We start from the raw sequence: 25,727 nt of genomic DNA, 5'->3' as shown, positions 1-25,727 counted from the left end.
TGTCCAGTTTCTCAGGCCGGTATGACCGATCCGTCGGCCCCGCGAAAGAGGCGCAGGCAGATCAGGATCGCCAGAACGAGTCCGGTCATGATGGCGAGCCAGTTCATGCCGCTGACATACCAGTTGTTGAGGACGATGCCGGCAAGGCCCCAGCCGAGTGCGATGAAATACCACCAGCTGCGGCTGACATAGCGGGCAAACATCCAGGCGGCGAAGCCCGCCGGAACGAGGGTCAGCCACAGCATCTGCCAGGGTGCATCCGTGGCGCCGAGCGATGTGAGGCTGCGCACGGTCAGCGGGATCGATATGGCGATGGCGACCGTAATCCAGCCGGCCAGCAGGGCGGCGACGCAATCGGCCAGTGCCTTTTTGGGGCTCCAGCCCGTTTCCCTGAGGCGATCCATGCGGAAGGCGGCCATCCAGGAGGCCAGGGCAATCGGAAACAGGAGCAGGAAATCCAGGGGCTGGACTGCAACCAGCTGCGCACTGAGCATCCAGACCACATTGAAAACACCCGCCCAGGCGAGCGGCACGGCGATTCGGTCCATCCAGGGTTCACGGGCCCGCAGACAGGCAATTGCGAACAGGATGTAGCCCAGAAAGATCACGCTCCAGATCGAGAAGAAGGCCGGAAGCGGCTGTTCCGGAAGGGTCAGATTGCGTGTGGCGTTCCCGATGGGGGCGCCAATACCCAGTACAGGTGCCAGTGCACCGGAGGCCGGTTGCAGGAGGCCAAGCAGGAGAATGAGCAGGGGCAGGCGCGATGGCATGACGTCCATATGAGGCCTTTTTCAATTGGGGCAAATCGGAGGCGTGTGAAAAAAGTGGGATGCAGCCTGCATTTTTCGCGTTATAGGGCCCGGTCTCTGCGGAGACTCACAAGAGGAATTTGCTCATGGCAAAAGCACCTGCGGCCAAGAAGGCCGCTGCAAAACCGGCCGCCAAGAAGGCGACCACCACGGCCAAGACGGCAGCAGCGAAAAAGCCTGCCGCCAAGACCGCTGCGGCGAAGAAGCCGGCTGCCCGCAAGGCAGCTGCGCCGAAAACCGCTGCGCGTTCGACGGCCGCCCGCGCGACCGCTGCAAAGACGCCGACCACGGTGACGATGCGCCAGCTGTCCGCTGAAATGGCAGAGGCCCACGGCCTGACCAAGAAGCAGTCGGAAGAAATCTTCTCCGACCTGGCTGACCGGATCACGAAGCGCCTGAAGAAAGGCGAACGTTTCCGTCTGAACGGTCTCGGCACGCTGGAAGTGCGCAAGCGCCCGGCACGCATGGGTCGCAACCCGGCAACGGGTGAATCCATCAAGATCAAGGCGTCCAAGAAAGTTGCTTTCCGCGTCGCCAAGGAACTGAAAGAGTCCGTCTAAGGACTTCCAGTTACCGCGAAATTCGAAGAGGCCGGGTGCATGTCGCCCGGCCTTTTTTTGTTTTTGCTCGAGGCTGTTCTCGGCTTTCGCCGAGGCCTCTGCGCCTGCGCCTTGCTTGTGGATGCGCACTATTCCTGCAGCATGGCCTCCAGTGTTTCCAGCCGGTCGGCTTCCCCGGCGGGCTTGTCCCAGCGGATACGATTGATGCGGGGAAAGCGCATGGCGATTCCCGATTTGTGGCGGGCGGACCGCTGCAGGCCCTCGAACGCCACTTCCAGAACGAGGGAGGGCGTCACCGATCTGACCGGTCCGAACCGCTCGATCGTGTTTTCACGGACGAATTTGTCGAGTTGTTTCAGTTCTTCGTCGGTGAAGCCGAAATAGGCCTTGCCGACCGGGGTCAACCGGTCTTCGCCGTCTTCGTCGCGCCAGACGGCGAAGGTGAAATCGGAATAGAAGCTGGACCGGCGGCCATGCCCGCGCTGGGCATAGAGCAGTACGGCGTCAACCAGATAGGGGTCACGTTTCCATTTGTACCAATGGCCTTTCACCCGCCCGGGCAGATAGGGGCTGTCCCAGCGTTTCAGCATCAAGCCCTCGATTTCAGGCGCCGGCGGCGCCATGCGCCGGGAGTCCAGCTCTTCGAGCGTGGTTACCGGAACGAGCGGGGAAAGATCGAAGCGCGGGCTTGCGGCCTCCGAAATGAAGGCTTCCAGCCGGTTGCGCCGCTCCCGAAAGCTCAGCTGGCGGACATCCTCGTCTCCGGCCTGCAGCAGGTCATAGGCGCGGATGAAGGCCGGGCGCGCATCCATCTGCTTCTTCGAGACCGTCTTGCGGTTCAGGCGCTGCTGCAGCGCATTGAACGGCGCGACGCTTTCGCCGTCTTCCGCGCGGACCAGCAATTCCCCGTCCAGCGTGCCCTCGAAATTCATGCCGGCCAGGACGTCCGGGAAAGTGTGGGAGATGTCATCCCCGGTCCGCGTATAGATGCGCCGCACCCCGTCCTCGCTGCTGGCCTGGACGCGGATCCCGTCATATTTCCATTCGGCGGCAAAAGCTTCCGGCGTGATCAGTGCCGGGTCCACCGCATCCGGATTGTCCCGGTCTGCCTTGGCGACCAGTGGATGCGCCAGCATGACCGGCCGGAAGGGCGCGCGAATGTCCGGCTCCGGCCGACCGGTCTTGCCCTCCAGCCAGGCAAACAGGCTGTCATAGGGCGGGGCGAGGCCGTGCCAGATCTCCTCGATCTCGGTCACATCCACATCGCCGAAATCGGCAAGCGCCAGCTTGGCGAGGCGCGCCGAGACACCGATCCGCATGCCGCCCGTGATCAGCTTCAGCAGGGCCCAGCGCCCGGTCGGGTCGAGCCCGTCCAGCCAGTTCGCCACCAGCCGCTGCGCCTCCGGCCGGGTTGCGCCGTCCAGCGCCTCGACAATTTCCGACAGGGGCGGGGGGCGGTTCGCGCGCCGCTTGCCCGGCCAGACGAGGCTGACGGTTTCGGCCATGTCGCCGACATAGTCATAGGACAGGCGGAACAATTCGGCATCCATCCGGTCTGTCACCAATTCGCGGATGGCGGCGGGCTTGATGCTTTTCAGGTCCAGATCCCCGGTCAGCGCGCCGAGGGCATAGCCGCGGTCAGGGTCTGGCGCGCTGCGGAAATAGGAGACAATCAGGCGTAGCTTGCCGTTACGCGAAGGCGTTAGGACAAGACGGTCAAGAAGCTCTGCGAAGGCCTGCATGCGCCCAAGATAGAGCCGCCACACGAAGAATCCATCAAGGGAGTCCCACCCATGAGCCTGAAACTGCACCATCTGAACGCCTCGCGCTCGCAGCGCATTGTCTGGCTGCTGCTGGAACTCGGCGTCAAGCACGAGATTGTCCATCACAGCCGCGATCCGGAAACGCGGCTGGCCCCGGCGGCGCTGCTGCAGATCCACCCGATGGGCAAGTCGCCCCTGCTGGAGGATGGCGACACGGTGATCGCGGAGACGGGCGCGATTGCCGAATACCTTCTGGCCAGGCATGACCCGGACCACCGCCTGCACCCGCGACCGGACTCGGCTGATTTCCCGCGCTACCTGGAATGGGTCCATGCGGCCGAGGGGGCGATCTTCCTGCCGGGCCTGTTCCGCTTCTACCTGATGAATGCGGGCCTGCTGGACACGCCGCTCGCCGCCGCGATGGAGGGCGAGCAGGCCAAGGCGATGAAGACGATCGAGGGGCATTTGTCGACCCATGCCTATTTTGCGGGCGAGGCCTTCACCGCCGCCGATTGCCTGATGGCCTTCCAGATCCAGTCCGCCGCCGCCGCAGGCGCGCTGGAGGCCATGCCCGCCACAAGGGCATGGCTCGAAAAGGTTCAGGCCCGGCCGGCCTACAAGGCCATGCTGGACGTGGGGGTTTAGGGGGCACTCCTCCCCCCGCCTGAGCTGGCGAAGGGCGATGGCCATGCCATCGCGATCCCCCTCTAACTCCCCCTTTGCAAGGGGGAGAACGGTCCCTCAAGCAAGGCGGCTGCTGTCTGCGTTCCTCCCCCTGCAAGGGGGAAGACAGGTGGGGGTCTGCGAGGTTTCCTCCTGCACACATAGCCGGACTGGCGCTCGCCATCCGGGGATCCAACAACCGGCCCCTTACGGAACCGAGGCGCGGCGGGCGCCGTGGCGCTCCGCCTGGAAATGAACAAGGCTACGGAATGGAGCGTTACCGCCCGCCGCGCCGGACAGGGGCTTCGGCGGGACACCCTCATGGGGGCCCATGGTCCCGGGTCTTCGTTACCGACGCCACGCAAACGGGTCTTCCGTGCTTTTCACACGGGAAGTCCATCCGGGGATGTCTCCCGGGCTGCCGGACGAGGCGGGTTCCCTACCGGGCTTCCCCGGCTCACCCTGGCCTGACCTGCCTAGGGCCCGGCGGGACCGTCTGTCTCCCGCAAGGCCCATCCTGTCCCTGCCCTCCCGACCAGAACGGTACCTGATCCGGCTCCCGGAAGGGCAGGTGACCATCATCGCATGAGGGGCTGTGCGTCGGATTCAGCTGTTCCGAAGATACCTGCGCAGGCAGGTATCCATCTCCCGCCATCGCCTGAAGCGCTTGAGGAGGAAGCAGGAGATGGGCCCCTGCCTTCGCAGGGGCCTGCGGGGGGAGAGTGCAAACCTCTATCCTCGCAAAACGATCGTCACCCCCGATGGCCACAGGCCATCTGGGGGCCCATCCCGGGTCGGTGCGGTTGGGGTGGGTGGGGAGTGTGCACCTCGCATCCCCCATCCGCGCACGACGCACTTGCCGCATCGTTCCGTGATGGGCCCCCAGACGCTGCGCGTCGGGGGTGACGCCAGGGGAGAGCATGATCTCCATCCACCAACACCGTGTCCCCGGCGGAGGCCGGGGTCTCTTGCGGCTCCTTGTGCGGAGCCAGCCGCAGGAGGCTCCGGCCGCCCTGCGCTTGCGCTTGGGCCTGCTCCGGGCAATCGCAGTGCGATTGCTTTTCCTCCGCAGCGCCGGGGTGAGCGGAGCGGGGGCGCCCTTACCCCATCTCTTCCTCATACCCCACCATGCGGAGCGGCTTCGCGCGGCGGCCTTCGAGTTCGGCCCAGCGGACGAGGGCGTCTTCGCGGCCATAGGTGATCCAGAGGTCCTGTGGATCGACTTCGCGCACCGTGTCGGTCAGTTCGTCCCAGTCGGCATGGTCGGAGATGACGAGCGGCAGCTCGACGCCGCGCTGCTTGGCGCGCTGTTTCACGCTCATCCAGCCGGACGCAAAGCCGATGACGGGATCGGGGAAGCGCTGGGCCCATTTGCCTTCGAACGCGCCCGGCGGGGCAATGACAATCTCTCCGCGGAAGGCTTCGCGCGCGGCCTTTGACCGGTCTTCCAGCGTGGCGGGGCGCAGCTCTCCGAGCGTGACGCCGGCCGCCTCATACACCTCGCAGAGCTTTTCCAGGCTGCCATGAATGTAGATGGGGCGGTCATGCCCGGCGAGCCGCAGATGCTTGATCACGCGCTGGGCCTTGCCCAGAGAGTAGGCGCCGATGCAATGGGTGCGGTCCGGATTGTCGGCGACTGAGCGCATCAGGCGGTCAATCTCCTGGTCCGTAGGCGGATGGCGGAAGACGGGCAGGCCAAACGTCGCCTCGGAGATGAAGACATGCGTGTTCTCCACCGGCTCGAAGCCGGGGCAGGTGGGATCGGCGCGGCGCTTGTAGTCGCCGGTAAACACCATGCGCAGACCCTTGTGCTCCACCACGATCTGTGATGAGCCGAGAATGTGCCCCGCCGGGGAGAGCCAGACCGTGACGCCATTGATCTCGATCGCTTCGCCATATTCGACGGCCTGGGTCTGTTTGGCGAAACTGTCGCCATAGCGCGCCGCCATGATGGCCAGCGTGTGCGGATGGGCCAGCACCTTGCCGTGGCCGCCCCGCGCATGATCCGAATGGCCATGGCTGATCACCGCCCGGTCCACCGCGCCACGCACGGGATCAAGATAGAAATCGGCCGGCGGGCAATAGAGGCCCTTGGGGGTGGGGTGAAGCAAAAGGTCCGGGCGCAGCATACCCTCAATGTAGGCGATGCACGCGGGCGGGGAAGGGGCAGGCTGGCGCGGGCCGCGTTTTCTGTGACAAGGCAGGCCAATCATGCTAGCCCTTTGAGATATGTGAATTTGTGGGGGACGGTTTGCAGGAATTCTTCAAGGAGCTGCAGCGGCGGAACGTGTTCCGTATCGCGTCCATTTATGCTGTGGGGGGCTGGCTGTTGATGCAGCTGGCTGTTGTGCTGGAAACCACGCTCCTGTTGCCGGGATGGTTCGATACGCTGGTCACCGTGCTGGTGATGATCGGCTTTCCTCTGGTCGTGTTCGGGGCCTGGGCCTTCGAGATGACGCCGGACGGCCTGAAACCGACGGCGAGGGTTGCGCCGGAAGAGAGCGTGACCGCGCGCACGGGCAAGCGGCTGGACATGGTTCTGGCGGGCGCGGCGGTCGTTCTGATTGCAGTGATCGTGGGCGACCGCATTCTGCCAGCCAGTTCTGCCGGCAACAGCCAGAGCCCTGTTGCGGCGGATGATTTCTCCATCGCGGTTCTGCCTTTTGCGGACATGAGCCCGGATGGCGATCAGGAATACTTCGCTGACGGCATTTCAGAGGAATTGCTGAACGTGATGGCGCAGGTGCCGGACCTGGCGGTCGCGGGGCGTACATCCTCGTTTGCATTCAAGGGCCAGAACAGGGATCTGCGCGAGATCGCCGAGATTCTCGATGTGGCGCATGTGCTGGAAGGGTCCGTTCGCAAATCCGGCAACAGGGTGCGCGTGACGGCCCAGCTGATCCGCGCGGACAATGGCTTCCATATCTGGTCTGATACATATGATGGGGATCTGACGGATATTTTCGCGGTGCAGGACGAGATTGCGAATGAAATCCTTACCGCACTGAAGCCGCAGCTGCTGGGCACGGTTGCGCCCATTGCGGCTCCGAGGACCGATATCAGCGCATATGATCTGTATCTGCTGGCCCAGCAGAAGGCCAGTCTCGGCACGATGGCAGGCTTTGAAGACGCATCGGAGGCGCTGGACCAGGCGCTGGTGATCGATCCGGAATTCGTGCCGGCGCTCGCCTGGCGCGGCTATTACGAATTGATGATGTCGGATGGAGACGGCGCGGCGGGCGACATTCCGATCGAGGAGGCCCTCGAGCATGCCGATGAATGGACACGCCGGGCGCTGGCACTTGATCCGGACTCTGCGGATGCACTGTTCGCCCGCGCCGGATGGATGTCGATGGCCTTTGACAGGGAAACGCGCGACAAGGCGGGGGCCCTGTATGAGCGCGCGCTTGTCATAAAGCCGAACTTTGCCCTCGCGCGGAATGATTATGGTTTCTGGCTGAATGAGTATGAACGCTATGACGAAGCGGTGGCGCAGCTCGAGATCGCGTTGACGCATGATCCGGCACAAACCGATGTGAACACCAATCTGGCAGCGCATTATGGGCGTATGGGGAAATTCGACAAGGTGCGCGCATTGGCCAGCCGGTGGGCGGCGATCTCCCCGGAAAATCCGGGGCCGCAAGCGTTCCTGGCCATCAGTGCCTCCCGGACAGGCAACCTCGCAGAAGGGCTGAGACTGCAGCGCAAGGTCGTCGAGATGGCGCCCGATGATCCGCGGGCCGAAAGGGGGCTGCATTTCGCAGAGCTGGAGTTGGGCGAATATGACCTCGCCCTCAAATCGGACGAAACATATGTCCGGTATCGCGCCCTTTTTTTGATGGGCCGGAAAGACGAGGCGGTCGCCCTGGCGCGGCAGGAGCTTGAAGCCCGGCCGGATTTCCCCCTGCAGCAGGCTGACACGCTGTACATCTACCACAATGCCCATGAATGGTCGGACATCGTGCGGTATTATGATGCCACATGGTCAAGCCTGGAGGCGTTTCAGGCGACCTTCCCGAGACCGCCATATCATGCGGTTCTGCCGGCCCTGACTGCGGCCGGGCATCCGGATGCGCCCGGAATGCACGCGGCTGCGCGAGATGCCATCGACATTCAACTCGCGTCCGGATTTCAGTCGGCAGAATTGCTGACGGCACAGGCGCAGCTGGCGGTTCTGGAGGGGGATCAGGAGGCGGCCGGGGAGTTTCTGGAAACCGCCTATGCCAATGGCAACCGGAGTATCACCCTGTTCATAGACCCTGTCCTGAATGCGGCGCCCTCCCCGCAATTTGAAGCGCTGCTGGCAAAGACGGCAGACGCCATCAACGCCGAGCGCGCAAAGCTCGGCCTGCCCGCCATCGAGATGCCGGAGCCCTATTTGTAGGCAAGAGGCGTTCGGCGGGGAGGAGCGCCCCATGACGGGCGCGGGAAACCGAACACCTCTCCGAAAGGCAACATGGTTTGCCACCCGAGAAGATGATTTCGAAATCCATGCAATCGCAGCGGAAAGCTGCCCCGCCACACTTGCGACATGGTCTCGTGTGCATAAAGATCGGGCCGATCCAGAGGAGAATCACGCATGCGCGCAGTCCGGAAGTGTCTCGTATCCCTGTCCGCCCTGGCCCTGACGGCCGGCGCGGCCCTGGCACAGGAAGGCGGCTCGACGCGGGCGCTGGAGGACGCGCTGGCTGCGGGCTACAAGGCAAGCTTCACCTGTTCGGCCCTGTTCAATGCCGGACAGACCCCGACCGAGATCCGCCAGAACGAACTTTCCGGCATCTATCCGGACTATCAGCGCAGCTTCGACAAGCTGCCTGACGCGGTGATCGATGCCGGGCGCAAGACGGTATCGGTGACCTATTCCGACAGCATGCCGCCGCGCATTGCGGCCTGGCGGCCCGGCTTTGGCTGTACGCAATTGCCCATCGGGGCAGACGTGGGCGCGCTCAACTTCCTGCCGCGCTTTGCCGCCTGGCCGGATTTCTCGGGCGAGGACCGGGGCAGTGCCATCGGTTCGAATGTGAAAGTGCAGCTGCGCATCGAGGAGGCCGAACGGCTGGAGGCGCCCGTCTCCTTCGCCTTTGACGAGCGCTCCTATGGCGACGGCACGCGCACCAGCGCCGTGGTCGTGGTGAAGGATGGCCAGGTCGTGGCCGAACGCTATGCCCGCGGCATCGACCATGAGACACCGCAACGGACCTGGTCGGTCGCGAAATCGATCACAGCCACCATTCTCGGCGCAGCACGGCGCAATGGGCATATCGACCTCGACTATCCGGCCGTGATTGCCGACTGGAACAATGGCGCCGATCCGCGCCGCGAGATCACATTGCGCGACCTGTTGCAGATGGCCAGCGGGCTCGACAGCGGCGACACGGGATCGCGCACCGACCGCATCTATTTCGGCGGCGGGCGCGTGATGGATCAGGCCGCGTCCAAGGTGATGGAGGCCGAGCCGGGCACGCGGTTCAAATATTCCAATAACGACACGCTGATCGCGATGCGATCCTTCCGCGAGTCTCTGGGGGCGGATGATTCCTATCATCGCTTCCCGTACGAGAAACTGCTGCACAAGATCGGCGCGGTGCACACGACGCTGGAAGTGGACTGGAACGGCGATTTCATCTCGTCCAGCCAGGTCTGGTCGACGGCGCGGGACCTCGCCCGGATCGGCCAGCTCTACCTGCAGGACGGCATGTGGGGCAATGAGCGGCTTCTGCCGGAAGGCTGGGCCGAATTCGTCTCCACCCCCGGACCGGCCCAGCCGAAAAGCGGGCCGGGCTATGGCGCGCAATTCTGGCTGATGACTGATGCCGAGGGCATTCCGGCCGGCACCTATTACATGGCGGGCAATCGCGGCCAGTATGTCGTGATCGTGCCGAGCATGAATGCCGTGATCGTTCGGCGGGGCTATGACGTGATCGGCGGCGCGCGGTTTGATATCAACGGGTTCACGCGGGATGTTCTGCTGGCCCTGCAGGCGGCCGAGGATGTGCGCGCCGGCGAGGCGGCCGAACGCGCCCGGATCGAAGCCGAGATCGAGGCGACCATCGAAGCGCGCCGGGCCCGCTCCGACCGGGCCAAGAATGCGATCCGTGCGGAAATCCTCGAAAAGTACGGGCTCGACGAATAGCGCCTATCTGGAGCCGGTTCCGGAGTTCGGGATCGGCGTCAGGTTCGAGATGCGCTGACGGTCGGACTGGCTGAAGCTTTTCATCATGGCAGACCCTGCAAGGGTCACATCCAGGCTGGCGACATGGGTGCGGCCGTCCGGGGCGCGGGTGCAGGCGACCTTCATTTCGAACTGCCTGATCTTCGCCACCGCCATCGGCTTGAAGGGCTTTTCCGCCACCATTTCGAAATTCAGGATGCCGGGCGCGGTCTTGTCCACCACGACCGTTCCGGTCAGGTGCTCGAAGATCTTGTCCATGTCATCGGGCTCCGCGCCGGGCTGTGGCTGGAAACTGTAGGTGGCGGTGGTGTCCGTTTCGCTGACCAGGTCCGCATCTGCTGCCGGAATGTGCTCGGCAAAATCCTGACACCAGATGTCACCATCCGTGTTCGCCTTCATGTTCTCGACGCGCTTGGCGAAGTCTTCAGTCCAGTCTTCCGGCTCCGGCGAGACGACGCGGAGGCGGTCGCCTTCGGGTCGGCTGGGATCAACCCGCATCACGGCGTCCAAATCTCCTGTGGAGAGGGTCAGGTCAAACGCATAGAGCGGGCCATCCGCAGGGGCGGCGAGCGCTTTCTCGAGCGGTGACTGGGCGAGGGCAGTAGCCCCAAGCGCGATCAGGCTGGCGGAAACGGCGAGGGAGCGGAACATGGCGGGCCTCATGGCGGTTGTCTGAAAAAGAGGTTTGGCCTGAGGCAAGCTGAACGCATAGTGAAAGACTGCTGGTTCATGCAATTCTTGCGAGATTTTAATTTCCCTCATGGCTGAGTCTGCCGTTTCCCCTTTCGCGTTGCCGGAACCGTTCGAAGCCTGGTTTGCGGCGCGGGGCTGGCAGGCGCGGCCGCACCAGCTGGCTCTGGCAGAGCAGTCGCTGAACGGGGAGAGCGCCTTGCTGATCGCGCCAACCGGCGGCGGCAAGACGTTGGCAGGGTTTCTGGGCAGCCTGGTGGAACTTTCCGGGTATCCTTCCCCGCTGGCGGGAGGAGAGAAACGGCCTGCCTTGCACACGCTCTACATCTCTCCGCTGAAGGCGCTGGCAGCCGATGTGCAGCGCAATCTGATGGGGCCGGTTGAAGAGATGGGCCTGAACATCAGGATCGAGAGCCGGACCGGCGACACGCCCAGCCATGTGCGCCAGCGGCAAAGGCGGACTCCGCCCGATATCCTGCTCACCACACCCGAACAATTGGCGCTGTTCATTGCCTCGGATCATGCGAAGGAATTTTTCGCCGATCTCAAATGCGTGATCGTGGATGAGATTCACGCGATGGCCGCGTCGAAGCGGGGCGATCTTCTGGCGCTCGGCCTTGCGACGCTGGCAAGCTGGGCCCCGGCGTGCCGGTTCCTTGGCCTGTCTGCGACGGTGCGCGAGCCTCAGGCATTGGCGGACTGGCTGGATGTCCGGACTGCACCTCCCCCGAACGCGGGGGAGGTGGGCGCGCAGCGGCCGGACGGGGCGGGGGCCGGGAACTCCCCCCTCCGCCCTTCGGGCACCTCCCCCGCAAGCGGGGGAGGAGAGAGTGGCAATGTTCGTATCCTTACAGCGGATGGGGGCGTGTCCGCAGATGTCGACATCCTGATTTCCCGGCAGCGGATTCCGTGGTCCGGCCATTCGGGGCGGTTCGCCGTGCCCGACGTGTACGAAGCGATCAAGCGCGCAACGATGACGCTGGTATTTGTCAATACGCGCAGCCAGGCCGAACTTATGTTTCAGGAGTTGTGGCGCGCGAATGAAGATGGCCTGCCGATCGCGCTGCATCATGGCTCTCTGGCGCGGGAACAGCGCACGAAGGTCGAGGCGGCCATGGCGGCGGGCGCGCTTAAGGCGGTTGTCTGTACGTCCACACTGGACCTCGGCATTGACTGGGGCGAGGTGGACCTCGTGATCCAGATGGGCGCACCGAAAGGGGCTGCGCGCCTGATCCAGCGCATCGGGCGCGCCAATCACCGGATGGACGAAGCGAGCCGGGCCGTCCTTGTGCCAACGAACCGGTTTGAAGTGCTCGAATGCCGCGCCGCTGAAGCGGCGGTGGAAGCCGGAGAGATTGACGGGGAGGGGATTCGCGAAGGTGCGCTCGACATATTGGCCCAGCACGTCATGGGGCGGGCCTGTGGCGACGGATTTCGGCTGCAGGAACTGTATGACGAGATTGTCCGCGCTGCGCCCTATCAGCGGCTGGATTGGGAAACCTATGAACGGATTGTCGATTTCGTGGCGAGTGGCGGATACGCGCTGAAAACATATGACCGGTTCCATCGCATCGTGCGGCGACCGGATGGCGTATGGGTGGCGCGAACGGCGCGGGATGCGCAGGCACACCGGATGAATGTCGGGGCAATTGTGGAATCCCCCATGCTGTCGGTGCGGCTGGCGCAATTCGTCGGCAAGTCTCCTCCCCCGCCTGCGGGGGAGGTGGCCGCGCAGCGGTCGGAGGGGGCGGGGGGCGGAAAGTCCCCCCTCCGCCCTTCGGGCACCTCCCCCGCAAGCGGGGGAGGATCGCGACGCGCAGTGCGTGCCGGGCTGAAGCTGGGCGAAATGGAGGAGTACTTCCTGTCTACGCTGACGCCGGGGGACACGTTCCTGTTTGCGGGCGAAGTGCTCCGGCTGGTCGGGGTGGACGGCATGGATGCGCTGGTCGTGCGGGCGGTCAGCGAGCAGCCGGCGATCCCGTCCTATAATGGCGGAAAGTTTCCGCTGACGACCTTTCTGGCGGATCGCGTGCGGCACATGATCCATGATCCTGCCCAATGGGACGGGCTGCCGGATCCGGTACGGGAATGGTTCGAAATCCAGAAGCTGAAATCCGAAATTCCGCCGCCGGATCATCTTCTGGTCGAGACGTTCCCGCGCGGCGGGCGGTTCTATCTGGTCTGTTATCCATTTGAAGGGCGCCTCGCGCATCAGACGCTGGGCATGTTGCTGACTAGGCGACTGGAGCGGATGGGCGCGAAGCCGACCGGATTTGTGGCCAGCGAATACGCCATGGCGGTGTGGGGGATGGAGGACATGTCCGGCATCGACATGGACGCGCTGTTCCATCCGGACATGATGGGCGACGATTTGGAGAGCTGGCTGGACGAGAGCGCCCTGATGAAGCGGACGTTCGGCCAGTGCGCGCAGATCTCTGGCCTGATCCACCGCAATCTTCCGGGCAAGGAAAAGAACTCCCGGCAGGTCAGCTTTTCCTCCGACCTGATCTATGACGTGCTGCGCAGCCATGAGCCGGACCATATCCTGCTGCAGGCCGCCCGTCAGGATGCGGCGACGGGCTTGCTGGATGTGCGCCGCCTGTCAGATGCCTTGGTGCGCATTCGCGGCAAGATCGATCATCAGGCGCTGAAAAAGATCAGCCCGTTCGCTGTGCCCGTCATGCTGGAAATCGGCAAGGAGCCGGTCTCGGGCGCCTCGGTCCAGGACGCGATATTGGGTGAGGCCGAGGCAGATCTGGTGCGCGATGCGATGGGGTAGGTCCTCACCTCCCGCTTGCGGGAGATGAGGGCGCCGCATTGACCAGACCGGACTTGCGGGCCAGATTCGGGTCATGACCGCCGCCGCGAAAAAGCCTTCAGAAACGCATCTGCACCTGGCCGGGGAGCTGCTGACGCCGCTGCCGGAGGGGGCGCTGTGGTGGGCGGCCGAGCGCGTGCTGGTCGTGTCGGACCTGCACTTCGAGAAAGGCAGCGCCTTTGCCGCGCGGGGCCAGATGCTGCCGCCCTATGATACGGCGGCGACGCTGAGCCAGGTCGAGCGGCTGTGCGCACTGCTGAAGCCGAAGACCGTGATTTCCCTTGGTGACAGTTTCCATGATCGCGCGGCGGAGCTGCGGCTGCCGGAGGAGTATGCGCGACGGATCCAGGCGCTGACCGCGGCGCATGACTGGGTCTGGGTAGAGGGCAATCACGATCCGGACCCGCCGGAACATCTGGGCGGGCGGGCCAGCAAGGTGCTGCGCATCGGGCCGCTGGTTTTCCGTCATGAGCCGACCGGCGAAGCGGGCGAGATTGCCGGGCATTTGCACCCGGCCGCCAAGATCATCGGGCGCGGACGGGCGGTGCGCCGGCGCTGTTTCGCCAGTGATGGTGCGCGGCTGGTGATGCCTGCCATGGGCGCCTTTACCGGCGGGCTGAATGTGCTGGACACGGCGTTCGCGCCGATCTTCCCCGACGGGGCGATGGCGTTCGCGCTGGGCCAGGAGCGTGTGTTCATGGTGGCGGCTAAAAGCCTCGTGGCCGATACGCCACGCGGCACGCGCTGGAGACTCTAGAACAGACTTATTCGTTTGTGCATCGCACCAAAGCATGCCATATGCCGCCTCAGCAGGGCGAAACGCTGCTGCTCTCGCATTGATCGTTGCCTTTCCGGTGCCGCGTCGAGTGCGCAAACAACCGGGATGCCGATTGAACGCAGGCTTCCTAGAAAATTAAAGCCTAACAGGGCGCGCGGCCTATGGAGTCCGCTCGGCGCCCGCACATGAAAGTATTGATTTGACACAGTTTTCCGAACTCGGCCTGGCCGAGCCGATCCTTCAGGCGATCACCGCCGAGGGCTATACCAAGCCGACGCCGATTCAGGCCGAGGCCATTCCCGCGCTTCTGACGGGCCGCGACCTGGTGGGCATTGCCCAGACAGGCACCGGCAAGACGGCTGCGTTCTCGCTGCCGCTGCTGAGCCGGCTGGCCGAAACGCCGCGCCCCCTGCAGAAGAACGCTGCACGCATCCTGATCCTGGCGCCGACGCGCGAGCTGGCGGCCCAGATCGCCGAGAGTGTGCGCCTGTATGGCAAGCAGATGAAACTGTCGACGACCGTGGTCGTCGGCGGGGTGAAGCCGGGCGGGCAGGTGCGCGCCCTGTCGCGCGGCGTGGACGTTCTGGTGGCCACACCGGGGCGCCTTCTGGACCATATGGACACCGGTGCGGTGACTTTGGACCGCGTTGAAGCCGTTGTGCTGGACGAGGCGGACCAGATGATGGACATGGGCTTCCTGCCCTCGATCCGGAAGATCATGCGGGCCGTGCCGAAAAGCCGGCAGACGCTGCTGTTCTCGGCCACGATGCCGAAGGAAATCCGCGCGCTGGCCAATGATTTCCTGACCGATCCGGCGGAAGTCACCGTGGCGGCCGTGTCGAAACCGGCCGAGAAGATCGATCAGGCGGTCTATATGGTCAAAGGCGACGCCAAGCCGCGCCTTCTGGCAGAAATCCTGTCGGAAGACGACATGGACCGCGCCATCGTGTTCACCCGGACCAAGCACGGCGCCGACAAGGTGGTGCGCTATCTCGCCAATGAAGGCCTCTATGCCGAGGCAATCCATGGCAACAAGAGCCAGAACCAGCGCATCCGCGCGCTGGATGCGTTCAAGAGCGGCAAGGCGCCGATCCTTGTCGCGACCGACATTGCCGCGCGCGGCATTGATGTCGACGGGGTCAGCCATGTTGTGAACATGGACATGCCGAACCTGCCGGAATCCTATGTCCACCGCATCGGCCGGACGGCCCGGGCAGGACGCAGCGGCATTGCGGTTTCCCTTGTCGGCAATGACGAGCGCGGCTATCTGCGCGACATCGAAAAGCTGATCGGCCGCAAGATCGACCGGGTCGACCTGCCGGAAGACATGGCACTGGACCTGTCCCTGCCGGAAGACCCGCCGCCGCACCTGCGTCAGGGCCGGGGTGGTCAGGGCAGGGGCCGCGGACATGGCCAGGGCGGCGGACGCCGCCAGGGTGCCTCGTCCCAGAACCGGGCCCGTTCCGGCGGCGGCAAGGGCCCCCGCAAGGGTGGCGGCAAGCCGGCAGGCGGCCGCGGCGAGGGCAACCGGCCCGCAGCGCATGCCGAGGCCGGCAGTTCCGGAGCGCGCAAGGGGGGCGGCCAGAAGCGGCGTGCCCGGTCCCGGAAGTCCTGGTCGCCCGTCGACTAGCGGGTCTTTCCCCAATGTCAGCCTTGTTTCCGGGCCTGCCTTCCGCCAAGGATAGGCCGGAAACAAGGAGGATATGCCATGAAGACTGCCATCACCGAAATGTTCGGAATTGAGCATCCGATCATCCAGGGCGGCATGCATTATGTCGGGTTTGCCGAAATGGCCGCTGCGGTGTCGAATGCCGGCGGTCTTGGCATTATCACGGCGCTGACGCAGAAGACGCCCGCCGATCTCGCGAACGAAATTGCGCGCTGCAAGGACATGACGGACAAGCCGATCGGCGTGAATGTCACCTTCCTGCCGACCGTGAACACGCCGGACTATCCAGGCTATGTCAAAGCCATCATCGAAGGCGGTGTGACCGTGGTGGAAACCGCCGGCAACAATCCGGTCCAGGTGCTGCCGGTCCTGAAGGATGCCGGTATCAAGGTGATCCACAAATGTACCGCTGTGCGGCACGCGCTGAAGGCGCAGTCGATCGGCTGTGACGCCGTCTCCGTGGACGGCTTCGAGTGCGGCGGCCATCCGGGCGAAGACGACATTCCGAACATGATCCTGCTGCCGCGCGCAGCCGACGAACTGGAAATCCCGTTCGTGTCGTCCGGCGGACAGGCGGATGGCCGCAGCCTGGTGGCATCGCTGGCCATGGGCGCGTCCGGCATGAACATGGGCACACGTTTCATCGCCACCAAGGAAGCCCCGGTGCACCAGAATGTGAAGGATGCCATCGTGGCCGCTTCCGAACTGGATACGCGCCTCGTGATGCGGCCGCTGCGCAACACCGAGCGGGTTCTGACCAATGCGGCGGTCGAGCGCCTGCTGGAGAAAGAGCGCAAGCTGGGCGCGGACCTGAAATTCGAGGACATCATCGAAGAGGTTGCCGGCGTCTATCCGCGCATCATGAAGGAAGGCGAAATGGACGCCGGTGCATGGTCGTGCGGCATGGTGGCCGGCCTGATCCACGATATTCCGACCTGTAAGGAATTGATCGACCGAATCATGAAAGAAGCCGAGGACATCATTTCCAACCGGCTGGCCGGCATGCTTTCGGGCAAGGTCCCGGCCTAGGCCAAATGTCTCGAAGAGGACTTCCCATGATCCGATCCATCCTGATCCCCGCCGCCGCCTGTGTCGCCCTGGCGGCGTGTGGCGGCTCCGACGGCAAGGCTGCGAAAGCCTGCACAACCATGCTGGCTGGCGATCCGGAGATTGTGGAAGACCTCGCCGAGGACGGCGATACGGTCGAAACCTATTGCGCCTGCTATGCGACTTTGCTGGCCGACCGGCCGGAAGATGCCCAGGCCCGGATCCTCGATGTCACCAATGTGGTGGCCGACATCCGTGCCGAGCATGAACTCGGTCTCGAAGATGCTGCGGATCGCCTGATGGAGGATTTCATCGAGGATGGCAGCAGCCCGACCTATGGCGTCACGCGCGACTCATTCCAGGCCACTGGCAGCTATATCGACGCGGTGCGCCGAGAACTCGGCAAGGATACAGGCGCCTGCGCGGCGTCCTGATCATCAGGACAGCGCAGCCTGAATGGCGGCGGTGATGTCTGCTTCCGTCATGGACTGCGACACCGTCCCGACAATGTCTCCCGAAGACCGGTCAACCAGATAGAGTTGGCCGGTCTTTATCTTTTCGGGGAAGATCTCGCGCATCGTCTGGGCAATGCCGAGGGTTTCGGCGTCGGCAAAGTAGGCCTCGCGATCCCGTGCGGAATAGTCGAGTGCGAAGAATTCCACGCCGGGAAATGCCTGCGATGCGCGCACGGCCTCCACTTTCGGATCGAGCGCCTTGCAGGCCCCGCACCAGCTGGCATAGCTGAGCACGGCGAGCAGCTGTGTGTCTTCCGCCGGCGCCGTGATCTCCTTCACATCGGCCAGACTGCCAGGAGCGGCAACAGACGGGCCGCAGGCGGCGAGGGTGGCAAGTGACAGCGCGGCGAGGAAGAAACGCATGGGCACAACTCCGGATCATGTGACCCGCTGCTTGTAGCATGGCGTGCATGCCGGTGGGGTCACACTTGCGTCAGCGGATGTGAACGCCGGCGGGACCATCCTCGACACGGCCGATAATGGCGGCGCCGGCATGACCATGTTTTGCGAACACGTCGAGCACCGCACGAGCCGCATAGGGCGCGCAGGAGACGAGCAGGCCGCCGCTGGTTTGCGGATCGCACAGAATGTCGCGGTCCATCTCGTTCAGATCGCCCTGAACCAGGGCCGAAACCGACTCCCAGTTGCGTGCGGATGCACCGGTGCGAACACCGGCGGCTGCATGGGCGCGGGCCCCGCTGAAGACGGGCACCTTGTCCTTTTCGAGGATGAGGTGAAGACCTGAGCCGCGGGCCATCTCGCTGGCATGGCCGAGCAGTCCGAAGCCTGTGACATCGGTTGCCGCATGGACGCCGGACAGCGCCGCAAGTTCCGTGCCCGGCGTATTCAGGCGTGTGGTCGAGGCGACCATTTCCTCATATTCGGCAGGGGAGAGGATTTCGCGTTTCAGGGCGGCGGAATAGATGCCGATGCCAAGCGGCTTGCCGAGGATCAGCACGTCGCCGGACTGCGCATTGGCATTCAGAAGCAGGTGGTCCGGATGGGCCGTGCCGAGCGCGACCAGGCCATAGATCGGTTCTGCCGCATCGATCGAATGGCCGCCAGCGATCGGCGCGCCGGCCGCTTCAGCGACGCTGCGCCCGCCGGCCAGAATGGCGCGGATCGTTTCCGGCGCGATCTTGCCGATGGGCATGCCGACAATGGCGAGACAGAAAATGGGTGTCGCCCCCATGGCGAAGACATCCGACAGGGCATTGGTGGCGGCGATGCGGCCGAATGTGTGCGGGTCATCCACGATGGGCGTGAAGAAATCGGTGGTTGCGACCAGCGCCGTGGTGTCATTCACCCTGTAGACGGCGGCATCATCGCTGGTCCCGGCATCCACGATCAGGTTTGCGTGGCCCAGCGACAGTGGCATCTCGCTCAGCAGGTCTGCCAGCACGTTCGGCGCAAGCTTGCAGCCGCACCCGCCGCCATGGGCGAGCGAGGTGAGGCGCGGGAAGGTCTGGCTGTCGGGCATGGCGAACTCCTTTCGGCCTGCAGGCTTACCGCGCCTGGCGCTGGCGGGGCAAACAAAACCTGCTAATCCAGAGAGGATGCCTTATCTCGAAACCGTCACGGATATCAGCCCGGAAAACCTGTCGCGCTATGACGCGATCATCGATGTGCGCTCGCCTGCGGAATTCGAGGATGACCATATGCCGGGCGCCATCAACCTGCCGGTCCTGTCAAATGCGGAGCGGGCCCGGGTCGGAACGATCTACAAGCAGGAAAGCCCGTTTCGCGCGAACCGCATTGGCGGGGCACTGGTGGCACGCAATATTGCCCATCATCTGGAGACAGCGCTGGCGGACCAGCCGAAAAGCTGGCGGCCGCTGGTCTATTGCTGGCGGGGCGGGATGCGGTCGAATGCGATGGCGACCATCCTGTCATCGGTCGGCTGGCCGAGCGGGGTGGTGAAGGGCGGGTACAAGACCTGGCGGCGGGAGGTCGTGACCGGACTGGACCATGAAGACCGCCTGCTGCCGATACGCCTGATCGACGGCCAGACCGGCACGGGCAAGACGGCGCTGTTGCAGGCGATTGCCGAGGCGGGCGGGCAGGTGATCGACCTGGAAGGACTGGCGCATCATCGCGGGTCCGCCTTTGGTGATTTTGGAGAGGAAGACCAGCCTGCCCAGCGCCTGTTCGAAAGCGGCATCTGGGACCAGTTGAGACGCTTTGACCTGACCCGGCCGGTATTCGTGGAAGCGGAATCCGCGCGGGTCGGCCGGTGCCGTGTGCCGCGTCGCCTGTGGCGCTCCATGCTGGCGGCGCCGCGCATCGAGGTGCGGGCACCCGCCGATGTCCGGGCGGATTTCCTGCTCGGCGCCTATGCCGACATTATCGAGGATCCGGCGCGTCTGGCGGAAGCGCTGGCCCGGCTGAAAGGCCTGCAGTCCGGTGAAACGCTTGCCGCGTGGCAGGAACTGGCCGCCGCCGGCAGTTATCGCACACTGGCAGCGCAGTTGATGACCCGACACTATGATCCGCTCTATGCCCGCAGCCGCAAGCGGCGAGAGGATGCGCCGGTGGAAGTGGTGGAACTGGAGAGCCTGGACGAAGTGGCCCTGGCTGCTGCGGCCCGGCGGCTGCTGTCAGGCCATTAGCGGCCGCGCGCTTCCTCGGTGCCGCGACGGGCGAGCTCGTCTGCCTTTTCATTGCCCGGATCACCGGCATGGCCCTTCACCCATTTCCAGGTGATGTCGTGGCGCTGGCAGGCCTCATCCATCGCCATCCACAGATCCTGATTCTTGACCGGTTTCTTCGCAGCGGTCTTCCAGCCATTGCGTTTCCAGCCATGAATCCATTTGGTCAGGCCGTCCTTCACATAGGTGGAATCGACGTGCAGCGTGACCTTTGACGACTTCTTGAGCGCATTGAGCGCCTCGATCACGGCAAGCATTTCCATCCGGTTGTTGGTGGTCGCCTTGTCGCCGCCCCAGAGCTCCTTGCGGTTCTCTCCGGCAACAAGCAGCGCGCCCCAGCCACCGGGGCCGGGATTGCCGCTGCAGGCACCATCGGTCCAGATTTCGATCTTGTCAGTCATGGAGTGTGAGGTGGTCGGCTTCGGGGCGGGCGTCAAGCATCAGAACACGCTGATGTCTGCCGCATGGAGCTGTTCGGCCGGACGGACGATGGCCAGAAAGAGAACCCCACAGAGCAGGCCGGCCAGTGCGCCGATGCATGCGCCGGTCAGGACTGCGCCAAGCCCTGTGAGCAGGGACGCCGTGATTCCGAACCCGCCGGTCGTGCCGCCGACAAGCAGTGCGCCCCAGATGCTGGCCCAGCGCAGATAGGGCGCGCGGCGCTTGATGCCCCGGTGCGGGAAGCGCCCGATGGACAGGCCCATGGCCAGCCACGCCGCCGGAACGGTGACGAAGAAGAGGATGAAATTGAACAGGGACATCAGGCTGGCCATCTGGATGCCAAAGACAAAGCCTGATGGCGAGGTGTTAAACCCGGAAATCAGGCCGAGGCTTTCCAGCAGGCTGAACAGCGCCACGCAAACAAGGCCGATCAGGGTGACGCCGAAGCAGGCGGCGAGCGATGACAGGAACAGGCCAAGCTTGACGCGCCGGATCCTGCCGGTGCCTTGCCCCGATATGTAGGCCGTCTGGGCGGACCCCGCTTCAGGTGTACCGGACGGGTTCATGGCGCGGGTATCCGGTCCGGGCGGCGGATCAGCCAGAAGAAGCCTGCCGACAGGAAGCCTGTGACCGGGCCGGACAGAAGGACCGGGCCGCTGAGGAAGACGGCGACGGGGTCGCGCCAGCCATTGGCGAGCATGAAATAGATCACCATCACCACTGTGCCGACCAGGGTTCCGGCCAGCGCATAGGCCCAGGCTTGCGTGTTCTGATACCGGACCAGCAGCCGGTGCAGGGGCAGACCGCCGATCAGCATGGCGGGCCAGCCGATCACGAAGCCGAACGCCAATCCCATGAAACTGAAGCCGACGAGGCTGGTTGCCATTTCCCGCAGAGTTGCCGTGCGATAGACGCCGGAGGTCACTTCCGTCCGGAAGATCAGATCAGGGAAGATGAGCAGGGCGAGAAGGGTGGCGGTGAGGGTTGCGGCAAAAATGGGGGCGACCAGCGTGGCGCTGATCAGCGTGATCCATTTCTTCCGCTCGCCTGTCATGCACCATAGCCTTCCGCATTCGTCACCTTGCGATGAAAGGCGAGACGGCCGGCATATTCGAGGGGATTCTTGGGCTTTACGAGGGCGCCTTCCGGGGTCGATGTCCAGTCCACCATCCGTGTCAGGAAGAAACGCAGGGCTGCGCCGCGCGCCAGCAGGGGCAGGGCGTCGCGCTCGGCCGGCTCCAGCGGGCGCACGCTTTCATAGCCGGCAATCAGATTCGCGCCCTTGGAATAATTGTAGTCGATGGCGCCCCGGCCCGGATTGTCGTCAAACGCCCAGGCGTTCAGGCAGATGGCCAGGTCATACGCCAACGCATCGGTGCAGGCGAAGTAGAAATCGATAATGCCGGAGAAGTCCTCACCCAGAAAAAAGGCATTGTCCGGGAACAGGTCGGCATGGATGGTGCCGCGCGGCAGGGTGAGGCTTTGCGGCTTTGCCTGTGCAATGTCCGAGAGTGCCTCATCGATCAGGTCCGGCAGGCTGGGCTGGAGCTTCGCGGCCTCTTCGGACTGGCCCTGCCAGAGACGGGGCCAGGCAGCCGGGCCGAGACTGTTGGCGCGCGTCATCGGGAAATCGGCCAGGGCCACATGCATGCGCGCGAGGCCTTCGCCCAGCCCGCGGCACTGGGCCGGGCTGGGGCGTTTCGGGCTGAGCCCTTCGAGGAAGGAGACGATCACGGCCGGGCGGCCTTCCAGCGTGCGCAACGCCGCGCCATCGCGCGCCATGACGGGTTCGGGGCAGGGGAATCCCTTGGCCGAGAGATGCTGTTTCAGGCCGATGAAATAGGGCAGGTCATCGGCGTTCACGCGCTTTTCGAACAGGGTGAGGATGAACCGGCCGGTGGTGGTTTCGAGATAATAGTTCGAATTCTCGACGCCCTCGGCAATCCCCTTGAAGGACAGGGCCTTGCCGAGATCGTATGCGTCGAGAAACGCGGTGAGCGCGTCGTCGGAAACTTGCGTATAGACTGCCATGCGGACCGATTAGGCCGTCTTGGCCACCATGTCACGCTGCAGCGTCTTGCCAGCCAGAAGATAGTGGATGGCTGCCCAGGCATAGATCGTCGCGAAGATGATGATCGACCATTGCAGGCCACGTGCATCGGCGCTGGTGCAGGCGGCGACCTGGTCAGCGCTGAGGCTTGCGGTGTCCTTGCAGAGGTCCAGCGTCAGGCCGAGATCCGCACCGGACAGCATCATCGTTTTCAGCACGGTCGACAACAGGCCAATCAGGGTCGGCCCGAGGCCGAGGCCGATCAGGTTGACGACAAACAGCGTGATCGCCACGGCGGTTGCCCGCGTGCGTGCATCCACGACACCGGCGGAGACGGCATACATCGGCCCGAGATAGAAATAGTGCAGCATGGCGGCCGCCATCAGCGGCGGCAGCATCAGCGCGACCGACGGGCTGAGATAGCCCATCCAGTAGAGCGGCACGGACAGGCCCATGCCGAGCGCGGGCATCCATGACAGGGCGGTCGGATAGCGCTTGGCCAGGCGGTCCGCCAGGAAGCCCGACAGGAAGACACCGATGGCCGCCATCAGGCCGAGCACGAGGGAGAAGATCAGCGCGGCTTCTGTCAGTGACAATTCGTGCGTACGCAGCAGGAAGGAGGTGGAGAAGGCCGCGATGCCGTATCCCGCAAAGGAGGCCAGCGCCGCGCCGAAGACGACATGGACATAGGTCGGCTTCTTGCTGAGTTTCTTCAGGGCCGCGCTGAAGGTTTCGCGTTCCGGCTTTGACGCGTTCGGCGGGTCCGTATAGCCGCGCGGCGGTTCCTTGACGGTCAGCCCGATGATCAGGGCAAACAGCAGGCCGGGCAGGCCGACCGCAATGAAGGCAATGCGCCAGCCTTCGAGACTTTTCCAGTCCAGCAGGCCGGTTGCCCAGGACCAGCCCCAGCCTTCCAGCAGGGCGTGGACATTCTCGCCGGTGACATAATCATTGATCGGACCGGCGGCGAGGCCGGCGCACATGCCGCCGAGCGGCACGCCCAGCGCATAGATCGAGGCGGCAGTGGCGCGGCTGCCCGGCTTGAAATAGTCGGCGATGACGGACTGGGCAGGCGGGGTGCACCCAGCTTCGCCGACTCCGACGAGCAGACGGCAGACAAACATGCTGGCGAAGCCGACGGCCAGACCGCACATCACGGTCATCAGGCTCCAGACCGCGAGGGATATCACGATGATCATCATCCGGCTGGTCTTCTCCGAAACGCGCGCAATCGGAATGCCCAGCGTCGTGTAGAAGGTCGCAAAGGCGAGCCCGCCGAGCAGGCCCATCTGCCAGTCTTCCAGTTGGAGCGAGTTGCGGATCGGATCGGTCAGGATGCCGAAGATCGACCGGTCGATGAAATTGAAGATATAGACCACAAGGAGAGAGCCGAGAACGTAGGCGCGATAGCCCTTCGTCTTGTATCCGGTCTCGTATCCGGGCAGTTCGCCGGAGGCAGCAGGGGCGGCGGTCGTGTCTGTCATTCTACGTGTGTCTTTCCGTCGCTGGGGTTCAGGTGCCCATGCCCGCGGTGGGGGCATCGGGATTGTACTTGTCTTTCATGAAGGAGCGGGCCGCCATGAAGTAGCAGGCGGCGGCGGCGATGAAGAACAGCACCGTGGCGGCCATCGAATGGCGCAGGCCATTGGCATAGGCACGGCAGAGTTCCGGGCCTTCCGCACCCAGCGCCGCAGGGTCTGTGCCGCACAGGCGCGGATTGAAGACGTCCGCGAAGGCTGACAGCCCGGCCCTGGAGATTTCCTGGCTCATGAAGAAGTCGCTCATCGCGCCGACGAAGAGCGGGCCGATGCCATTGCCGATCAGGCTGACAACCAGCAGCAGGACGGCGATCGTGGTGGCGCGGGATTGCGGGCTGACAATGGCGGTGCCGACCATGTACTGGCTGGACAGGTAGGCATAGTGCATCGTGCCGGCGATGATCCACAGTCCGAAGGCAATCTCGATGGAGGGGGCGAAGAAGGCGCCGACATAGGCCGGTACGGCGATCAGCAGGCCGACGCCGGGCAGCCAGGCCGAAATCGTGCTGAACCGGCCTTCCAGTTTCTCCGAGATGAAACCGCCGAGAAAGGTGCCAAAGGCGGCCACGGCGGCCAGCGGTGCGCCATAGAGCACGGCAGCGTCACGCACATTGATGCCATGCACACGTTGCAGGAATGGCGCCTGGAAGCTGATCAGGCCATAGCCGACAAAGGCGACCAGCGCGGCGCCGAGCGACAGCCACCAGAAGGTCGGCTTGGGCGAGAATTCCTTGAAGGCATCGAAGAATGAGGTCTTGCCGGAACTCCGTGCCGAAGGCGGATCGGAATAGCCGCGCGGCGGTTCCTTGATGGTGAACATGACGATCAGGGCAATCAGCACGCCAGGCGCGCCGACGAGCACAAAGGCGATGCGCCAGCCCTCAACCGTGGCCCAGTCGAGGCCGGAAAACAGGCCGCCAAGCCCGATCGAGCTGATCCAGGCGCCGAAATCGGCTCCCTTGATGCCGGCAATCGTGCCGCCAAACAGCTGGGCCAGCACGCCGCCGAGCGTCACGCCCATCGAATAGATGCCCAGGGCACCGGCGCGGCTCTTGGGGGGATAATAGTCGGTGATGAGCGAATTGGCGGGCGGTGTGCAGCCGGCCTCGCCAACTGCCACGCCAACCCGGAAGACGAGCAGCCAGATGAAGCCCGATGCCACGCCGCACAGGGCCGTCATGACCGACCAGACAATGATGCAGAGCCCGATGATGAACACGCGATTGGCGCGGTCGGCCCACATCGCGATCGGAATGCCCATGGCGGCGTAGAACAGGGCAAAGGGCGGTCCCGACAGAAGGCCCCATTGCGTATCGTTGAGCTGGAAGGAGTTGATGATCGGCTGGGCGACGACCGAAATGAGCGTGCGGTCGATGAAATTCAGCGTGTAGACCAGCATGAGGGCGATCAGCACATAGGTGCGATAGCCTTTCGAACCGAAGCCGGTGATGTGTCCACCGGTGGCCGTCTGGCCAGCTGTCGTATCGGTCATCCGCCGAACTCCTCCCGAAAATACCGGGCGCGTCTTGGCGGCGCCTCTACAAGTCGCCCTACGGTAATGTGATG

The 25,727-nt window shown here is 64.2% G+C and carries 21 protein-coding genes and 1 pseudogene; 10 read left to right on the top strand and 12 right to left on the bottom strand.

The genetic code is table 11. From position 1 onward, the window contains the following. Positions 1–11 precede the first annotated feature (11 nt). On the bottom strand, positions 12–779 hold the full coding sequence (locus tag HF955_RS03080) for a hypothetical protein (protein ID WP_291077775.1): 768 nt from the start codon (positions 777–779) through the stop codon (positions 12–14). A gap of 302 nt (positions 780–1,081) precedes the next feature. Between HF955_RS03080 and HF955_RS18420 the strand changes: the two are divergent. After that, a pseudogene (locus HF955_RS18420) lies at positions 1,082–1,369 on the top strand (HU family DNA-binding protein); the annotation flags it as partial. Between the two features lie 128 nt (positions 1,370–1,497). On the opposite strand, the gene HF955_RS03070 reads toward HF955_RS18420, so the two are convergent. Beyond that, a complete protein-coding gene (locus HF955_RS03070) occupies positions 1,498–3,111 on the bottom strand; it encodes a cisplatin damage response ATP-dependent DNA ligase (protein ID WP_367279772.1) in 1,614 nt (537 codons plus the stop codon). Positions 3,112–3,162: 51 nt separating this feature from the next. On the opposite strand from HF955_RS03070, the gene HF955_RS03065 reads away from it, so the two are divergent. Beyond that, the gene (locus tag HF955_RS03065; protein WP_291077769.1) at positions 3,163–3,777 is read left to right on the top strand and encodes a glutathione S-transferase family protein; all 615 of its coding nucleotides are present in this window, start codon (positions 3,163–3,165) and stop codon (positions 3,775–3,777) included. 1,118 nt (positions 3,778–4,895) lie between these two features. Here HF955_RS03065 and HF955_RS03060 read toward each other — a convergent pair. Continuing rightward, positions 4,896–5,924 carry a ligase-associated DNA damage response exonuclease gene (locus HF955_RS03060; RefSeq protein WP_291077768.1) on the bottom strand — a complete coding sequence of 343 codons (1,029 nt, stop codon included), beginning with the start codon at positions 5,922–5,924 and terminating at the stop codon, positions 4,896–4,898. A gap of 110 nt (positions 5,925–6,034) precedes the next feature. Between HF955_RS03060 and HF955_RS03055 the strand changes: the two genes are divergently transcribed. Together HF955_RS03055 and HF955_RS03050 are read left to right on the top strand one after the other, a co-directional pair. Then, positions 6,035–8,179, top strand: coding sequence for a hypothetical protein (locus tag HF955_RS03055; protein WP_291077766.1), 2,145 nt, complete (start codon positions 6,035–6,037; stop codon positions 8,177–8,179). Positions 8,180–8,374: 195 nt separating this feature from the next. Then, on the top strand, positions 8,375–9,928 hold the full coding sequence (locus HF955_RS03050; RefSeq protein WP_291077765.1) for a serine hydrolase: 1,554 nt from the start codon (positions 8,375–8,377) through the stop codon (positions 9,926–9,928). Between the two features lie 3 nt (positions 9,929–9,931). Here the strand turns inward: HF955_RS03050 and HF955_RS03045 are convergent, their stop codons facing one another. Continuing rightward, positions 9,932–10,618 carry a hypothetical protein gene (locus HF955_RS03045; RefSeq protein ID WP_291077763.1) on the bottom strand — a complete coding sequence of 229 codons (687 nt, stop codon included), beginning with the start codon at positions 10,616–10,618 and terminating at the stop codon, positions 9,932–9,934. Between the two features lie 109 nt (positions 10,619–10,727). Here HF955_RS03045 and HF955_RS03040 point away from each other — a divergent pair, with 109 nt between their 5' ends. From HF955_RS03040 to HF955_RS03020, 5 genes are all read left to right on the top strand, one after another. After that, a complete protein-coding gene (locus HF955_RS03040) occupies positions 10,728–13,436 on the top strand; it encodes a ligase-associated DNA damage response DEXH box helicase (RefSeq protein ID WP_291077761.1) in 2,709 nt (902 codons plus the stop codon). A gap of 73 nt (positions 13,437–13,509) precedes the next feature. Then, entirely contained in the window at positions 13,510–14,232 is a 723-nt protein-coding gene (gene pdeM, locus HF955_RS03035; protein WP_291077759.1) for a ligase-associated DNA damage response endonuclease PdeM, read from the top strand. A gap of 220 nt (positions 14,233–14,452) precedes the next feature. Further along, a complete protein-coding gene (locus HF955_RS03030; protein WP_291077757.1) occupies positions 14,453–15,883 on the top strand; it encodes a DEAD/DEAH box helicase in 1,431 nt (476 codons plus the stop codon). A 78-nt stretch (positions 15,884–15,961) separates the two neighbouring features. Beyond that, positions 15,962–16,951 carry a nitronate monooxygenase family protein gene (locus HF955_RS03025; RefSeq protein ID WP_291077755.1) on the top strand — a complete coding sequence of 330 codons (990 nt, stop codon included), beginning with the start codon at positions 15,962–15,964 and terminating at the stop codon, positions 16,949–16,951. A 26-nt stretch (positions 16,952–16,977) separates the two neighbouring features. Further along, on the top strand, positions 16,978–17,403 hold the full coding sequence (locus HF955_RS03020; protein WP_291077753.1) for a hypothetical protein: 426 nt from the start codon (positions 16,978–16,980) through the stop codon (positions 17,401–17,403). A 3-nt stretch (positions 17,404–17,406) separates the two neighbouring features. On the opposite strand, the gene HF955_RS03015 is transcribed toward HF955_RS03020, so the two are convergent. Next, positions 17,407–17,847, bottom strand: coding sequence for a thioredoxin family protein (locus tag HF955_RS03015; protein ID WP_291077752.1), 441 nt, complete (start codon positions 17,845–17,847; stop codon positions 17,407–17,409). A 70-nt stretch (positions 17,848–17,917) separates the two neighbouring features. Continuing rightward, the gene (gene selD / locus HF955_RS03010; RefSeq protein WP_291077750.1) at positions 17,918–18,964 is read right to left on the bottom strand and encodes a selenide, water dikinase SelD; all 1,047 of its coding nucleotides are present in this window, start codon (positions 18,962–18,964) and stop codon (positions 17,918–17,920) included. A 76-nt stretch (positions 18,965–19,040) separates the two neighbouring features. On the opposite strand from selD, the gene mnmH reads away from it, so the two are divergent. Beyond that, positions 19,041–20,093 (top strand): tRNA 2-selenouridine(34) synthase MnmH, encoded by a 1,053-nt coding sequence (gene mnmH / locus HF955_RS03005; protein WP_291077748.1) that lies wholly within the window; start codon positions 19,041–19,043, stop codon positions 20,091–20,093. On the opposite strand, the gene rnhA is transcribed toward mnmH, so the two are convergent. From rnhA to HF955_RS02975, 6 genes are read right to left on the bottom strand one after another with little or no spacing between them, the layout of a single operon-like run. Further along, on the bottom strand, positions 20,090–20,533 hold the full coding sequence (rnhA, locus tag HF955_RS03000) for a ribonuclease HI (protein ID WP_027837125.1): 444 nt from the start codon (positions 20,531–20,533) through the stop codon (positions 20,090–20,092). The genes mnmH and rnhA overlap by 4 nt on opposite strands. 39 nt (positions 20,534–20,572) lie before the next feature. Beyond that, positions 20,573–21,139, bottom strand: coding sequence for a hypothetical protein (locus HF955_RS02995; RefSeq protein WP_291077744.1), 567 nt, complete (start codon positions 21,137–21,139; stop codon positions 20,573–20,575). Next, positions 21,136–21,627, bottom strand: coding sequence for a hypothetical protein (locus HF955_RS02990; protein ID WP_291077743.1), 492 nt, complete (start codon positions 21,625–21,627; stop codon positions 21,136–21,138). Before HF955_RS02990 ends, HF955_RS02995 begins: the two co-directional genes overlap by 4 nt. Continuing rightward, positions 21,624–22,604 carry a homoserine kinase gene (locus HF955_RS02985; protein WP_291077742.1) on the bottom strand — a complete coding sequence of 327 codons (981 nt, stop codon included), beginning with the start codon at positions 22,602–22,604 and terminating at the stop codon, positions 21,624–21,626. The genes HF955_RS02990 and HF955_RS02985 overlap by 4 nt, the downstream gene beginning before the upstream one ends. Before the next feature lie 9 nt (positions 22,605–22,613). Continuing rightward, entirely contained in the window at positions 22,614–24,107 is a 1,494-nt protein-coding gene (locus HF955_RS02980; RefSeq protein WP_291077741.1) for an MFS transporter, read from the bottom strand. Between the two features lie 28 nt (positions 24,108–24,135). Further along, positions 24,136–25,653 (bottom strand): MFS transporter, encoded by a 1,518-nt coding sequence (locus HF955_RS02975; protein WP_291077740.1) that lies wholly within the window; start codon positions 25,651–25,653, stop codon positions 24,136–24,138. Positions 25,654–25,727: the final 74 nt, after the last annotated feature.

Source organism: Hyphomonas sp. (assembly GCF_017792385.1).
Taxonomy (GTDB): domain Bacteria; phylum Pseudomonadota; class Alphaproteobacteria; order Caulobacterales; family Hyphomonadaceae; genus Hyphomonas.
The sequence above is the reverse complement of the archived record's forward strand: the minus strand, read 5'-3'. Positions and strand labels throughout refer to the sequence as shown.

Coding starts and splice junctions, on each gene's coding strand:
- HF955_RS03080 (WP_291077775.1), bottom strand. CDS start 779: ATGGACGTCATGCCATCGCGCCTGCCCCTGCTCATTCTCCTGCTTGGC.
- HF955_RS02980 (WP_291077741.1), bottom strand. CDS start 24,107: ATGACAGACACGACCGCCGCCCCTGCTGCCTCCGGCGAACTGCCCGGA.
- selD (WP_291077750.1), bottom strand. CDS start 18,964: ATGCCCGACAGCCAGACCTTCCCGCGCCTCACCTCGCTCGCCCATGGC.
- HF955_RS02995 (WP_291077744.1), bottom strand. CDS start 21,139: ATGAACCCGTCCGGTACACCTGAAGCGGGGTCCGCCCAGACGGCCTAC.
- HF955_RS02975 (WP_291077740.1), bottom strand. CDS start 25,653: ATGACCGATACGACAGCTGGCCAGACGGCCACCGGTGGACACATCACC.
- HF955_RS03050 (WP_291077765.1), top strand. CDS start 8,375: ATGCGCGCAGTCCGGAAGTGTCTCGTATCCCTGTCCGCCCTGGCCCTG.
- pdeM (WP_291077759.1), top strand. CDS start 13,510: ATGACCGCCGCCGCGAAAAAGCCTTCAGAAACGCATCTGCACCTGGCC.
- rnhA (WP_027837125.1), bottom strand. CDS start 20,533: ATGACTGACAAGATCGAAATCTGGACCGATGGTGCCTGCAGCGGCAAT.
- mnmH (WP_291077748.1), top strand. CDS start 19,041: ATGCCTTATCTCGAAACCGTCACGGATATCAGCCCGGAAAACCTGTCG.
- HF955_RS03065 (WP_291077769.1), top strand. CDS start 3,163: ATGAGCCTGAAACTGCACCATCTGAACGCCTCGCGCTCGCAGCGCATT.
- HF955_RS03045 (WP_291077763.1), bottom strand. CDS start 10,618: ATGTTCCGCTCCCTCGCCGTTTCCGCCAGCCTGATCGCGCTTGGGGCT.
- HF955_RS03020 (WP_291077753.1), top strand. CDS start 16,978: ATGATCCGATCCATCCTGATCCCCGCCGCCGCCTGTGTCGCCCTGGCG.
- HF955_RS02985 (WP_291077742.1), bottom strand. CDS start 22,604: ATGGCAGTCTATACGCAAGTTTCCGACGACGCGCTCACCGCGTTTCTC.
- HF955_RS03040 (WP_291077761.1), top strand. CDS start 10,728: ATGGCTGAGTCTGCCGTTTCCCCTTTCGCGTTGCCGGAACCGTTCGAA.
- HF955_RS03025 (WP_291077755.1), top strand. CDS start 15,962: ATGAAGACTGCCATCACCGAAATGTTCGGAATTGAGCATCCGATCATC.
- HF955_RS02990 (WP_291077743.1), bottom strand. CDS start 21,627: ATGACAGGCGAGCGGAAGAAATGGATCACGCTGATCAGCGCCACGCTG.
- HF955_RS03015 (WP_291077752.1), bottom strand. CDS start 17,847: ATGCGTTTCTTCCTCGCCGCGCTGTCACTTGCCACCCTCGCCGCCTGC.
- HF955_RS03060 (WP_291077768.1), bottom strand. CDS start 5,924: ATGCTGCGCCCGGACCTTTTGCTTCACCCCACCCCCAAGGGCCTCTAT.
- HF955_RS03070 (WP_367279772.1), bottom strand. CDS start 3,111: ATGCAGGCCTTCGCAGAGCTTCTTGACCGTCTTGTCCTAACGCCTTCG.